Raw genomic sequence first — 12,990 nt, forward strand, 5'->3', positions numbered from 1 at the left:
CGTCGGGCCCCGTCTCGTGAGGAGACGGGGCCCGATGACGTACGGCCAGCTGTGCGGTCAGGCGCGGGTCAGCGTGAGCGCTTGGCGAGGCGTTCCACGTCCAGGAGGATCACCGCGCGGGCCTCCAGGCGGAGCCAGCCGCGCTGGGCGAAGTCCGCGAGGGCCTTGTTGACCGTCTCGCGGGACGCGCCGACCAGCTGGGCCAGCTCTTCCTGCGTGAGGTCGTGCACGACGTGGATGCCCTCCTCGGACTGCACGCCGAACCGGCGCGACAGGTCGAGCAGGGCGCGGGCGACGCGGCCCGGGACGTCCGAGAAGACGAGGTCGGACATCGCGTCGTTGGTCTTGCGCAGCCGGCGCGCGACGGCACGCAGGAGCGCCGTGGCCACCTCCGGGCGGGCGTTCAGCCAGGGCTGGAGGTCGCCGTGGCCGAGGCCGAGCAGCTTGACCTCGGTCAGTGCCGTGGCGGTCGCGGTGCGCGGGCCCGGGTCGAACAGCGACAGCTCGCCGATGAGCTCGCTGGGGCCGACCACGGCCAGCATGTTCTCGCGGCCGTCGGGGGAGGTGCGGTGGAGCTTCACCTTGCCCTCCGTGACCACGTACAGGCGGTCTCCGGGGTCGCCCTCATGGAACAGCGAGTCACCGCGGGCGAGGGTCACCTCACTCATGGAGGCGCGGAGCTCCGCGGCCTGCTCGTCATCGAGCGCCGCGAAGAGCGGATTGCGCCGCAGAACGTCGTCCACGAGTTCTCTCCTTGTCGACCTGCTCAGGGGGTCTTGCTCCCCCGTGTACCGAGGGACCGTGGTGCCCATTTTGTCGGGCGGTCCAAACAGTGTGATCTGTCACAAGGATGCCGCACACGTGTCCCGGGGTACGCGGCAGGGGTCCAATTGGGCGCCGATCTTCAGGGGCCGGGGCGGATGTCTGTGCCGGGCCTTAGGCTGGCCGGGTGTCCAAATCGCCGGTGAGAGCACAGGCCGAGGGGGCTGCGCGGGTGGTTGTACGTCACGATTCCGCTATGGGCGAACAGAGCCCCGATGGCGGTAGGAAAACGGCGAAACAGAACAAGACGGAGCCGGTGAGGGCCGCGTCCGCGAAGGAGGCCGCGCCCGTTAAGAAGGCCGCGCCCGTTAAGCAGGCCGCGCCCGTTAAGCAGGCCGCGTCCACGAAGAGGGCTGCTTCGAAGGCGACTGCTTCGAAGGCGAGTGCCTCGAAGGCGAGTGGCTCGAAGACGTCCGCCTCGAAGGCGACTGCTTCGAAGGTGAGTGCTTCGAAGGCGAGTGGCTCGAAGACGTCCGCCTCGAAGACGTCCGCTTCCAAGAAGGCCGCGAAGGGCGCTGCCGTGAAGAAGGCGCCCGCGGCCAAGAAGGTCGCGGTCGCGCCCAAGAAGGCCACCGCCCGCCTCAAGGGCACCGCCCCCGCCAAGGCCGTCGTCCACCCGCCGGGCGACGAGTCGCCCACCGCCTTGGTCCGCCGGGCCCGCCGTATCAACCGCGAGCTCGCCGAGGTCTTTCCGTACGCGCACCCCGAGCTGGACTTCGAGAACCCGTTCCAACTCGTCGTCGCCACGGTCCTGTCCGCCCAGACGACCGACCTGCGCGTCAACCAGACGACACCCTCCCTCTTCGCGAAGTACCCGACCCCGGAGGACCTGGCCGCCGCCAACCCCGAGGAGGTGGAGGAGATCCTCCGCCCGTGCGGCTTCTTCCGGGCCAAGACGAAGTCGGTCATAGGACTGTCGAAGGCCTTGGTCGAGGACTTCGGCGGTGAGGTGCCCGGCCGTCTTGAGGACCTCGTCAAGCTGCCCGGCGTCGGCCGCAAGACCGCGTTCGTCGTGCTGGGCAACGCCTTCGGCCGCCCCGGCATCACCGTGGACACGCACTTCCAGCGCCTGGTGCGCCGCTGGCGGTGGACCGGCGAGAGCGACCCGGACAAGATCGAGGCCGCCGTCGGCGCGCTCTTCCCGAAGAGCGACTGGACGGACCTCTCGCACCACGTGATCTGGCACGGCCGCCGCATCTGCCACGCCCGCAAGCCCGCGTGCGGCGCCTGCCCGATCGCCCCGCTCTGCCCGGCGTACGGCGAGGGCGAGACCGACCCGGAGAAGGCGAAGAAGCTCCTCAAGTACGAGAAGGGCGGCTTCCCCGGCCAGCGCCTGAAGCCGCCGCAGGCCTACCTGGACGCGGGCGGCACACCGGCGCCGCCGCTGGGGGCCGGATGAGCCGCCCGGCTCGCCCGAAACATCCGGTCCGCCGCCCGAGCGGCCCGACGCGCCCCCCTGAGAGCCTGACGCGCCGCCCGTTCAGGGGACCCCGGGCGCTCGCGGAACGATCTCGGGGCCGTCGCGCGTTGGATGCGGCAGGACGACGGGGGTGGCGATGACGCGCGCGAGCGACACACAGGACGGCCCGGTGGTGCTGAGCAAGGAAGGGCTGCCCGGCTGGCTGGACCCGGTGGTGCACGCCGTGGAGACCGTCCGGCCGACGCAGCTGAGCCGCTTCCTGCCGCCGGAGGACGGCGGCGGGCGGCAGTCCGCCGTGCTGGTCCTGTTCGGCGAGGGCACGCGTGGGCCGGAGCTGCTGCTCATGGAGCGTGCGACCTCCCTGCGCTCGCACGCCGGCCAGCCCTCCTTCCCGGGCGGCGCCCTCGACCCTGAGGACGGCGACCCGTCCGGTGACGGCCCGCTGCGGGCCGCCCTGCGCGAGGCGGAGGAGGAGACCGGCCTCGATCCCTCCGGCGTCCAGCTCTTCGGCGTCCTGCCCCGGCTCTACATCCCGGTCAGCAGCTTCGTGGTCACACCCGTGCTGGGCTGGTGGCGGGAGCCGAGCCCGGTCGGGGTGGTCGATCCCAACGAGACCGCCAGGGTCTTCACCGTGCCCGTGGTGGATCTCACGGATCCCGCGAACCGGGCGACCACCGTCCACCCCAGTGGCCACCGAGGTCCGGCATTTCTGGTCGAATCAGCCCTTGTCTGGGGTTTCACGGCCGGAATCATCGACCGGCTGCTGCACTTCGCGGGCTGGGAGCGGCCCTGGGACCGGGAGAAGCAGGTCCCGCTCGACTGGCGCGCATGACAGGGTGGCCTCCGTGAACGTGCTGGACATCTTGTTGCTGGTCGCCGCCGTGTGGTTCGCGGTCGTGGGGTACCGCCAGGGGTTCGTCGTCGGCATCCTGTCGGTGATCGGCTTCCTGGGCGGCGGCCTCGTCGCGGTGTACGTGCTGCCCGTCATCTGGGACGCGCTGACGGACAACGCGGAGGTGAACACGACCGCCGCCGTCGTCGCGGTCGTCGTCGTCATCGTCTGCGCCTCCGTCGGCCAGGCCCTCACCACCCACCTCGGCAACAAGCTGCGCCGGCACATCACCTGGTCCCCGGCCCGTGCCCTCGACGCCACCGGCGGCGCCCTGGTCAACGTCGTGGCGATGCTCCTGGTCGCCTGGCTGATCGGCTCGGCCCTCGCGGGCACGACCCTGCCCACGCTCGGCAAGGAGGTCCGCAACTCCAAGGTGCTGCTGGGCGTCTCGCAGGCCCTGCCGGACCAAGCGGCCACCTGGTTCGCGGACTTCTCGTCCGTCCTCGCGCAGAACGGCTTCCCGCAGGTCTTCAGCCCCTTCTCGAACGAGCCGATCACCGACGTCCGGCCGCCCGACCCGGCCCTGGCGAACAGCCCGGTGGCGACCCGCGCCCAGCGTTCCATCGTCAAGGTCATGGGTACGGCCCCGAGCTGCGGCAAGGTCCTGGAGGGCACCGGCTTCGTCTTCTCCGACCGCCGCGTCATGACCAACGCGCACGTGGTGGGCGGAGTCGACGAGCCGACCGTGCAGATAGGCGGCGAGGGCAGGAAGTACGACGCCAAGGTCGTGCTCTACGACTGGCGGCGCGACATCGCCGTCCTCGACGTGCCGAACCTCAAGGCGCCCGTGCTGCGGTTCACCGATAAGGACGCGGTCAGCGGCGACAGCGCGATCGTCGCGGGCTTCCCGGAGAACGGGGCCTACGACGTGCGGGCCGCCCGCGTGCGGGGCCGCATCTCGGCCAACGGCCCGGACATCTACCACCGCGGCACCGTCCGCCGCGACGTCTACTCCCTCTTCGCGACCGTCCGCCAGGGCAACTCCGGCGGCCCGCTGCTCACCCCCGACGGCAAGGTCTACGGCGTGGTGTTCGCCAAGTCCCTCGACGACGCCGAGACCGGGTACGCGCTGACCGTGGACGAGATCCAGGAGGACATCACCAAGGGGCGCACCGCCAACCAGCAGGTGGGAAGCGACAGCTGCGCGCTCTAGGCGCGGTGCCGGGGCGGCAGGTGTCGGGGCGTCACTCGCGCGAGTGACGCCTCAGTCGCGTGTGTGGCGCAGACGTACGGAGACCCAGCGGGCCCGGCGGCGGAGGATGCGCGGGATCCCCACCCTGGGATCCGCGGTCACCATCTGCGGTGCGCCGCTTCGCTGGTGGGGGTTCGTACCGCTCGCCGAGCGGCGATTGCGGGTTGCGTCACTGTAGTCGTGCGTCCAGCCCATACCCCGACGTGTGCCCCCGCCCCATGGTCGATAACCGCGCCCGGAGCGTCCAATTGGCCTATGCGCCGGGCAAGTGGCCGTTCGTAGGACAGGCGTTCACGTGCCGGTGGCGGGGCGGGGCGGGGCCGGCCGGTCACCGGTCGGGTTCGGGATCCCGCAGCCAGTTGATGAGCTCCGAGGAGAACGCGACCGGGTCCTCCTCGTGCGGGAAGTGGCCCAGGCCGTCGAACAGACGCCAGCGGTAGGGGGCTTCGACGTACTCGCCGGACCCGGCGGCGCTGCGCGTGCGCATCACGGGGTCGAGGGAGCCGTGCAGATGGAGGGTCGGCACGCGCACCGGCCGCTTCATCCGCCGGTTGAACTGGATGCCGTCCGGGCGGGCCAGGGAGCGCACCATCCAGCGGTACGGCTCGACCGCGCAGTGCGCCGCCGAGGGGATGCACATGGCACGGCGGTACGTCTCCAGCGCCTCGTCCTCGGGCGGGCGCGGCCCGGACCACTCCTGGATCAGCTCCGCCACGAGCGCCCCGTCGTCGGCGGTCAGCTGCCGCTCAGGGATCCAGGGCCGCTGAAACCCCCAGATGTGTGAACCGGCGCGGCTCTGCTTGACGTCTCTCAGCATGGCCGAGCGCCAGCGCCGCGGGTGCGGCATGGACGAGACCGCCAGCCGACGCACCAGCTTGGGGCGCATCGCCGCCGCCGTCCACGCGAGGTATCCGCCCAGGTCGTGGCCGACCAGCGCGGCATCCGGCTCGCCGAGGGAGCGGATGACGCCGGTGACGTCGAGCGCGAGGTTGGCGGGGTCGTAGCCCCGCGGCGTGCGGTCGCTGCCGCCGACGCCCCGCAGGTCCATGGCGACGGCCCGGAAACCCGCGTCGGCGAGCGCCACCAGCTGGTGCCGCCATGTCCACCAGAACTGCGGGAAGCCGTGCAGCAGCAGCACCAGCGGCCCGTCGCCCAGCTCGGCGATGTGGAAGCGGGCGCCGTTGGCGGCGACGTCGCGGTGGCTCCAGGGGCCGTCGAGCAGGACGGCCGGAGCCGGTGGTGCCGAGGGTGTGTCGGGGTCCGTCATGAGGACGAGCGTGCCACAGCCTCGATGGCCTCCGGGACCCGGTCCTGCGGGAGCTCCGGACGCGGGTGCGGCTTGGCCTTCTGCAGCACGACCGCGCTCTCCTTCATCGAGGCGGCGACCTTCTGCGGGCCCTTGCTCTTCTTGGCCTTCTTCGCGAAGACGATGCCGACCAGCGCGAGGACGAGCGCGACCAGCACGTTCGCCGCGAACGACAGCAGGAAGCAGACCGCGAGGTTCCAGTCGCTCCAGGTGCGGATGCCGTACGCCAGCGCGAAGTTCAGCATCGGCAGGGAGAAGATCAGCACCGCGCCGGCCGCCGAGAAGGCACCGCCGCTGGTCGCGCCCCGCTTCACGTCCTGCCTGAGCTGCGCCTTCGCCAGGGCGATCTCGTCGTGCACCAGCGCCGACATTTCCGCTGTCGCCGAGGCGAACAGCTGGCCGATGCTGCGTTCGGCGCCGACCGGGCTGCCGTCGGGTGCGCTCATCGCGGTCTCCCTCTTCTGCGTACGGTCCGTTGTCCGCGTCTTGTCCTGACCCGCCACAGTCGTCCGGCCGGGCACGGTCCGACTGCGTACGGTCCCGTCTTTTGTACCGTCTCGTCAGATCATGCCGGACGGTCGTGGTCCTCGCCTGCCCCGCCCGGTACTTCGGCAAGCCCGTGGCGCGCGGCCTCCTTCTCCCGGGCGATCCGGCGGTGCTCGGCGGCCTTGCGCTCGTAGATGGTGGCGAGCCGCAAGTGGTAGGCGGGATCGTCCTCCTCGTAGACGTCCGGGACGCCGTCGGCGTCCTCGTCGCGCTCCTCGTCCGCCCACAGCCGGCGGTACTTGGCGTTCCGCAACTTCAGCAGAACGGTCGCGAGTGTCGCGGCGATGAGCGAGCCCAGCAGGACTGCGGCCTTGACCTCGTTGGTCATCGCCTGATCGCCCTCGAAGGCGAGTTCACCGATGAGCAGCGACACGGTGAAGCCGATGCCGGCGAGACTGGCCACCGCGAGCACGTCCGCCCAGGCGAGGTCGTCGCTGAGCGAGGCGCGGGTGAAACGGGCCGCCAGCCACGTCCCGCCGAAGATGCCGACCGTCTTGCCGACGACGAGACCGAGGACGACGCCGAGGGTCTCGGGCCGGGTGAACACGTCGGCGAGCGCCCCGCCCGACACCACGACACCCGCGCTGAACAAGGCGAACAACGGCACCGCCAGCCCCGCCGACAGCGGCCGCACGAGGTGCTCGATGCGCTCGCCGGGGGAGCGGTCCTCCCCCTCGCGGCGGTGGCAGCGCAGCATCAGGCCCATGGCGACACCGGCGACGGTGGCGTGGATGCCGCTGTTGTACATCAGCGCCCAGACGACGAGGGCGAGCGGCACGTACACGTACCACCCGCGGACGCCCGCGCGCAGCAGCAGCCAGAAGAGCAGCAGCCCGGCGACGGAGCCGCCGAGCGCGGCGAAGTTCAGGTCGGCGGTGAAGAAGACGGCGATGATCAGGATCGCGAAGAGGTCGTCGACGACGGCGAGCGTGAGCAGGAAGGCCCGCAGTGCGCTGGGCAGGGAGGTGCCGATGACGGCGAGCACGGCGAGCGCGAAGGCGATGTCGGTGGCGGTCGGCACGGCCCAGCCGACCAGGGAGCCACCACCGGCGACGGCGGTGACGGTGTAGACGAGCGCCGGTACGACCATGCCGCACAGGGCGGCGACGACCGGCAGCGCGGCGGCCTTCGGGTCGCGCAGGTCGCCCGCCACGAGTTCCCGCTTGAGTTCGATCCCGGCGACGAAGAAGAAGATCGCCAGCAGCCCGTCGGCGGCCCAGTGCGCGACGGACAGGTCGAGGCCGAGGGCGGCGGGGCCGATGTGGAAGTGGGAGACGCTCTCGTAGCTGTCGCGCAGCGCGGGGATGTTCGCCCAGAGCAGCGCGGTGACCGCGGCGACGAGCAGCAGCACCCCGCCGACGGTCTCGGTGCGCAGCGCGTTGGCCACATAGGTCCGCTCGGGAAGCGACAGCCGGCCGAGGACCTTGCGGGCGGTGGTGGGGCGGGGCGCGGTCACAGGGGAGACCTCCGGTCGATGGGCAGGGGGAAGCACCTGCCGACCAGACTTCCCGGCGCACCATGGAGTACTTGTTTTGCTTAGTTTAGGTAACCGTACGGCCGGGCGCACCCGGTGGTCCTCACCGCCGGGGCGAGCTGACGGAGGGCGGCCTGTGTGCCCTGACCGAGCGCACCCGCTGAGGGGTGCCCTCGGTCAGCTCCGTCATGCCGGTGCCGCGATCAGTCCTCGCTGGGCGCGGCGGGCAGCTTGGCCTGAATGAGGTCCATGACCGTGGAGTCGGTCAGCGTGGTGACGTCACCGAGCTGGCGGTTCTCGGCGACGTCCCGCAGCAGCCGGCGCATGATCTTGCCGGAGCGGGTCTTGGGCAGCTCGGCCACCGGCAGGATCCGCTTGGGCTTGGCGATCGGGCCGAGGGTGTTGCCGACGTGGGCACGCAGCTCGCCGACCAGCGTCTCGGTCTCGGAGGCCGTACCGCGCAGGATCACGAACGCGACGATCGCCTGCCCGGTCGTCTCGTCCGCCGCGCCGACCACGGCCGCCTCGGCGACCGAGGGGTGGGAGACCAGGGCCGACTCCACCTCGGTGGTGGAGATGTTGTGCCCGGAGACGAGCATGACGTCGTCGACCCGGCCGAGCAGCCAGATGTCGCCGTCGTCGTCCTTCTTGGCGCCGTCACCGGCGAAGTACTTGCCCTCGAAACGCGACCAGTACGTGTCGATGAACCGCTGGTCGTCGCCCCAGATGGTGCGCAGCATCGACGGCCACGGCTCGGTCAGCACCAGGTAGCCGCCACCGCCGTTGGGCACCTCGCCCGCCTCGTCGTCGACGACCGTCGCGGCGATGCCGGGCAGCGGTGTCTGCGCGGAGCCGGGCTTGGTCGCGGTCACGCCCGGCAGCGGGGTGATCATCATCGAGCCGGTCTCGGTCTGCCACCAGGTGTCGACGACCGGGGTGCGGTCGCCGCCGATGTTCTTGCGGTACCAGATCCACGCCTCGGGGTTGATCGGCTCGCCCACCGAGCCCAGCACACGCAGGCTGGACAGGTCGAACTTGGCGGGGATGTCGTCGCCCCACTTCATGAACGTACGGATCGCCGTCGGCGCGGTGTAGAGGATCGTCACGCCGTACTTCTGCACGATCTCCCAGAAGCGGCCCTGGTGCGGGGTGTCGGGCGTGCCCTCGTACATGACCTGCGTCGCGCCGTTGGCGAGCGGGCCGTAGACGATGTACGAGTGGCCGGTGACCCAGCCGACGTCGGCCGTGCACCAGTACACGTCCGTCTCCGGCTTGAGGTCGAAGACGGCGTGGTGCGTGTAGGCGGTCTGCGTGAGGTAGCCGCCGGAGGTGTGCAGGATGCCCTTCGGCTTACCCGTGGTGCCCGAGGTGTAGAGGATGAACAGCGGGTGCTCGGCGTTGAAGGCCTGCGGGGTGTGCTCGGTGCTCTGCCGTCCGACCAGGTCGTGCCACCACACGTCGCGGCCCTCGGTGAAGGCGACCTCCTGGCCCGTGCGGCGCACGACCAGGACGTGCTCGACGATGCCCGCCTTCTCGACGGCCTCGTCCACGGCCGGCTTGAGCGCGGACGGCTTGCCGCGACGGTAGCCGCCGTCGGAAGTGATGATCACGCGCGCGTCGGCATCCTGGATGCGGGTGGCGAGCGCGTCCGAGGAGAAGCCGCCGAAGACGACCGAGTGGGCGGCGCCGATCCGGGCGCAGGCCAGCATCGCGATCGCCGTCTCGGGGATCATCGGCATGTAGACGGCGACCCGGTCGCCCGCCTGGACTCCCAGCTCCAGCAGCGCGTTGGCGGCCTTGGAGACCTCGTCCTTGAGCTCTGCGTAGGTGACGGCACGGCTGTCGCCGGGCTCGCCCTCGAAGTGGATGGCGACCCGGTCGCCGTGCCCGGCCTCGACGTGCCGGTCGACGCAGTTGTAGGCGACGTTGAGCTCGCCGTCCTTGAACCACTTGGCGAACGGCGGGTTCGACCAGTCGAGCGTCTCGGTGGGCTCCTTGGCCCAGGTCAGCCGACGGGCCTGCTCGGCCCAGAAGCCGAGCCTGTCAGCCTTGGCCTGTTCATACGCCTCCGCCGTGACGTTGGCGTTCGCGGCCAGGTCGGCGGGGGGTGCGAACCTGCGCTCTTCCTTGAGCAGGTTGGCCAGGCTTTCGTTGCTCACGGCATCTGCCTTTCCCAGGGTGTCCGTTGTGTCCCAAGCCACAGCTCATCAGACCCGGGGGTGCGATGACAAGGGCCGACCGCCGATTGGTTTAGACCTGTCGGGCGGTGCTGTCGGGGAGCGGGGTCATCCGTACCCACGGACGCCGACCAGGGAAAGTTCACTGCGTCTGCTGCCCGTCACCTGGACTCGGAGGGGCGGAGGGGAGTCGTGGCGTGTTCGCGTGAGGTTGGTGACGGGGTGACGGGGTGACGGGGTGACGGGGTGATGGGGTGACGGGGTGACGGGGTGACGGGGTGACGGGGGGTGGGTGGTCGGCGTGCGGCCGGGCCGGCCCGGGGCGGGGCGGGGTGGCGGGTGGTCGGGTGACGTCCGTCACGGGGCCGCCCGGCCCCGGCGCAGCGACCGTCGAAAGCCTGCGGGAGGCGTGCGGTTGGCGGGCGGTCGGCAGACGGCTGCGGCGGTCCGGTAAGGCGAGGCCCGGCAGCCTGCCGGGGTGGTCGCCGCACCGGACGGTCCTGGCCGACTGCCGCCCGCCCGCTTCACCGGACCACCACCGCACTTGCCGGGCTCCCGATCGGACCACCACCGGCAAATTGCCGGGCTCCCGCCCCCCGGAGCACGCCCAGGTCGGCTGCCGATCACCCGCCTCACCCGAGGCCACCGGGTGTGCCCCGGGGCTCGACCGGGGCACACCCCAACCGGTGCCGAGCCGGAGACCGCCCTGGTCCGGCGTCCGGCTCACGCCGTCAGGTCCGGCTCCCGTACGCGGTCGAAGACCCCACCGGCCTCCGTCTCGGTGAGCAGATACGCCTCGGCCTCGCCCACGTGGAAGTACATGCCGTGCAGCTCCAAGGTGCCCTCGTCGAGGGCCCGGGCGACCGAGTCGTGGGCGCGCAGGTGCTCCAGCTGCTGGACGACGTTCGTCAGGCAGAGCTGCTCGACCGCGTCGTCGGCGGAGCGCCCGGCCAGCCTGTCCCAGGGCAGACTCGCGTCGGCCATGCGCTCCAGGCTGGGCAGCCCGTGCCGCAGCCACCGCTTCAGCGGGGTCCGGGCGCCGCCAAGCTCGGAGTTGAGCAGCGCCTGCATGGCGCCGCAGCCCGAGTGCCCGCACACCGTGATGGACCGCACCCGGAGCACGTCCACGGCGTACTCGATGGCGGCGGACACCGAGTCGTCGCCGCTCTCCTCGCCCGGCCGTGGCACGAGGTTCCCCACGTTGCGCACGACGAACAGGTCGCCCGGACCGCTGGAGGTGATCATCGACGTGACCAGCCGGGAGTCCGCGCAGGTCAGGAAGAGCTGCGAAGGCCGCTGCCCTTCGCGTGCCAGCCGGGCCAGCTCGCTGCGCACCAGCGGCGCGGTGTTGCGCTGGAACGCGCTGATGCCACGCGCCAGTTCGTGCCCGCTTGCTCCACCGGTGCCCGTCGGGTCCGGCTCGGCGCGGTCCGACCCGTCCGGGTTCTTCTCGGTGGGGGATGTGGACTGAGGGCCGTCGCACTGGTGGTTGCGCCAGGGCGTCCAGGGCCGGCAGCGGCAGGCGCTGCCGGACTGGGGCTCGGAGATGCGGGTGCCGGGATGCCGGCCGGTGATCTCGACGGTGCCGCCCTGCGCGGTGTGCGTCTTCTGCCAGTCCTGCAACGTTTCGTACGCCGCGTGGTCCATGAACGACCCGTCCAGCTCGACGACGGTGTCGGCACCGTGGGGCACGAGATGCAGGGTCCGGCTGAGCCGTGGCACCGCGAGGAACGTCAACTGCCCTCTGACGTGTACGTGATGGACTCCTTCCTTCTCCTCGTGCCTGATGCGGGTGCGGGTGAGGCGGTGCAGGGCGACGCCGACGGCCATGGCGATGCCGAGCGCCACGCCCTCCAGGACGCCGAGGGAGACCACGCCGAGGGTGGTGACGGCGTAGACCCAGACTTCCCGGTGGCGGGTCACCGTGCGGATGTGGTTCAGGGAGACCATCTGGATGCCGACGGCCATCACCAGGGCGGCGAGCGAGGCGAGCGGGATGAACTCCAGGATCGGGACCATCAGCAGCGCGGCGATCACTACGAAAACGCCGTGCAGCATCGTGGAGTTCCTGCTGACGGCACCCGCGTGCACATTCGCCGAACTCCGCACGGCCACACCGGCGATGGGCAGTCCGCCGAGCGAGCCGGAGACGATGTTGGCGGCGCCCTGCCCGAGCAGCTCACGGTCGAGGCGGGAGCGCCCGACCCGGGTGGGCAGGCCCGGGCGGGCGGCCACCAGCTTGTCCACGGCGACGGCGCCGAGCAGCGATTGCACGCTGCACACCAGGGTGGTGGTGAGCACGGCGGCGACCAGGCCGAGCACGGGGCCCTCGGGCAGTCCGGCCAGTGCGTGGTTGCTCCAGGACGGCAGGTCGACCTTGGGCAGGCGGAGCCCGGCGAGGGCGGCGGCCGCGGTGGCTCCGGCGACGGCGACGAGCGCGGCCGGCACCTTGCGCAGCAGGCGTCCGGCCCGGCCGGGCAGTCTCGGCCAGAGCAGCAGCAGCGCCAGGGTCAGCACGCTCACGGAGACCGACGCGAGACGCATGTCCGCCAGCTGTGCGGGCAGCGCGCGGAGGTTGTCCGGGACGGAACTCTGGGGTGTGCCGCCGAGCACGATGTGCAGCTGGGCGACGGCGATGGTGACGCCGATCCCGGCGAGCATGCCGTGCACGATGGCGGGGCTGACGGCGAGTGCGCCACGGGCCACGCGCAGGCAGCCCAGGCCGAGTTGGGCGAGGCCGGCGAGGACGGTGATGGCGCACGTCGTCCGCCAGCCGTAACGCTGGATGAGGTCGGCGGTGACGACGGTGAGTCCGGCGGCCGGTCCGCTCACCTGGAGCGGGGAGCCGCCGAGCCGCCCGGCGACCAGTCCGCCCACGGCCGCGGCGACGAGGCCGGCCTGGAGGGGGGCGCCGGTGGCGAGGGCGATGCCCAGGGACAGGGGCAGGGCGATCAGGAAGACCGCGATCGAGGCCGACACATCGGCACCCGCGATCCGGAATCGGCGGGGCCCGGGCGGCGGCGGACTGTGGGGCGGATGGGTGCGTTCGGTTTGGTTCGGGTCGGTGGCGCGTGTGGGGACGCAGGCTGACATGGCTTCCCGTCTCCTCCGGGGCTGCGCGGTCGCGTAACTGTGGGGTCCCCGCTCGGGGCGGGGTTCGG

At 71.6% G+C, this 12,990-nt stretch carries 11 protein-coding genes; 3 read left to right on the plus strand and 8 right to left on the minus strand.

The features are described from left to right. Positions 1-68 precede the first annotated feature (68 nt). Positions 69-743 carry a Crp/Fnr family transcriptional regulator gene (locus tag A4E84_RS22335; protein WP_020129286.1) on the minus strand — a complete coding sequence of 225 codons (675 nt, stop codon included), beginning with the start codon at positions 741-743 and terminating at the stop codon, positions 69-71. Between the two features lie 262 nt (positions 744-1,005). Then, positions 1,006-1,365 (minus strand): hypothetical protein, encoded by a 360-nt coding sequence (locus tag A4E84_RS22340; RefSeq protein WP_062928290.1) that lies wholly within the window; start codon positions 1,363-1,365, stop codon positions 1,006-1,008. On the opposite strand from A4E84_RS22340, the gene nth reads away from it, so the two are divergent. The 3 genes from nth to A4E84_RS22355 all read left to right on the plus strand — a co-directional run bounded on the left by nth (position 1,343) and on the right by A4E84_RS22355 (position 4,287). After that, the gene (nth, locus tag A4E84_RS22345) at positions 1,343-2,221 is read left to right on the plus strand and encodes an endonuclease III (protein ID WP_062928291.1); all 879 of its coding nucleotides are present in this window, start codon (positions 1,343-1,345) and stop codon (positions 2,219-2,221) included. The two genes, A4E84_RS22340 and nth, sit on opposite strands and share 23 nt — an antisense overlap. 157 nt (positions 2,222-2,378) lie before the next feature. Continuing rightward, on the plus strand, positions 2,379-3,074 hold the full coding sequence (locus A4E84_RS22350) for an NUDIX hydrolase (RefSeq protein ID WP_062931558.1): 696 nt from the start codon (positions 2,379-2,381) through the stop codon (positions 3,072-3,074). Between the two features lie 13 nt (positions 3,075-3,087). Continuing rightward, entirely contained in the window at positions 3,088-4,287 is a 1,200-nt protein-coding gene (locus A4E84_RS22355; RefSeq protein ID WP_062931559.1) for a MarP family serine protease, read from the plus strand. Positions 4,288-4,338: 51 nt separating this feature from the next. Here A4E84_RS22355 and A4E84_RS44675 read toward each other — a convergent pair whose 3' ends face one another. From A4E84_RS44675 to A4E84_RS22380, 6 genes are all read right to left on the minus strand, one after another. Beyond that, entirely contained in the window at positions 4,339-4,521 is a 183-nt protein-coding gene (locus tag A4E84_RS44675; protein ID WP_079129072.1) for a hypothetical protein, read from the minus strand. A gap of 133 nt (positions 4,522-4,654) precedes the next feature. Beyond that, complete coding sequence (locus tag A4E84_RS22360) at positions 4,655-5,593, minus strand: alpha/beta fold hydrolase (RefSeq protein ID WP_062928292.1); 939 nt, start codon at positions 5,591-5,593, stop codon at positions 4,655-4,657. After that, complete coding sequence (locus A4E84_RS22365; protein WP_062928293.1) at positions 5,590-6,078, minus strand: phage holin family protein; 489 nt, start codon at positions 6,076-6,078, stop codon at positions 5,590-5,592. The genes A4E84_RS22360 and A4E84_RS22365 overlap by 4 nt, the downstream gene beginning before the upstream one ends. A gap of 119 nt (positions 6,079-6,197) precedes the next feature. Further along, positions 6,198-7,634, minus strand: a complete 1,437-nt coding sequence (gene nhaA, locus A4E84_RS22370; RefSeq protein ID WP_062928294.1) for a Na+/H+ antiporter NhaA — start codon at positions 7,632-7,634, stop codon at positions 6,198-6,200. Between the two features lie 221 nt (positions 7,635-7,855). Beyond that, complete coding sequence (gene acs / locus A4E84_RS22375; protein ID WP_062928295.1) at positions 7,856-9,811, minus strand: acetate--CoA ligase; 1,956 nt, start codon at positions 9,809-9,811, stop codon at positions 7,856-7,858. Positions 9,812-10,552: 741 nt separating this feature from the next. Further along, a complete protein-coding gene (locus A4E84_RS22380; protein ID WP_062928296.1) occupies positions 10,553-12,922 on the minus strand; it encodes a bifunctional SulP family inorganic anion transporter/carbonic anhydrase in 2,370 nt (789 codons plus the stop codon). Positions 12,923-12,990: the final 68 nt, after the last annotated feature.

The sequence above is a fragment of the Streptomyces qaidamensis genome (genome assembly GCF_001611795.1).
In the GTDB taxonomy this organism is placed as follows: domain Bacteria; phylum Actinomycetota; class Actinomycetes; order Streptomycetales; family Streptomycetaceae; genus Streptomyces; species Streptomyces qaidamensis.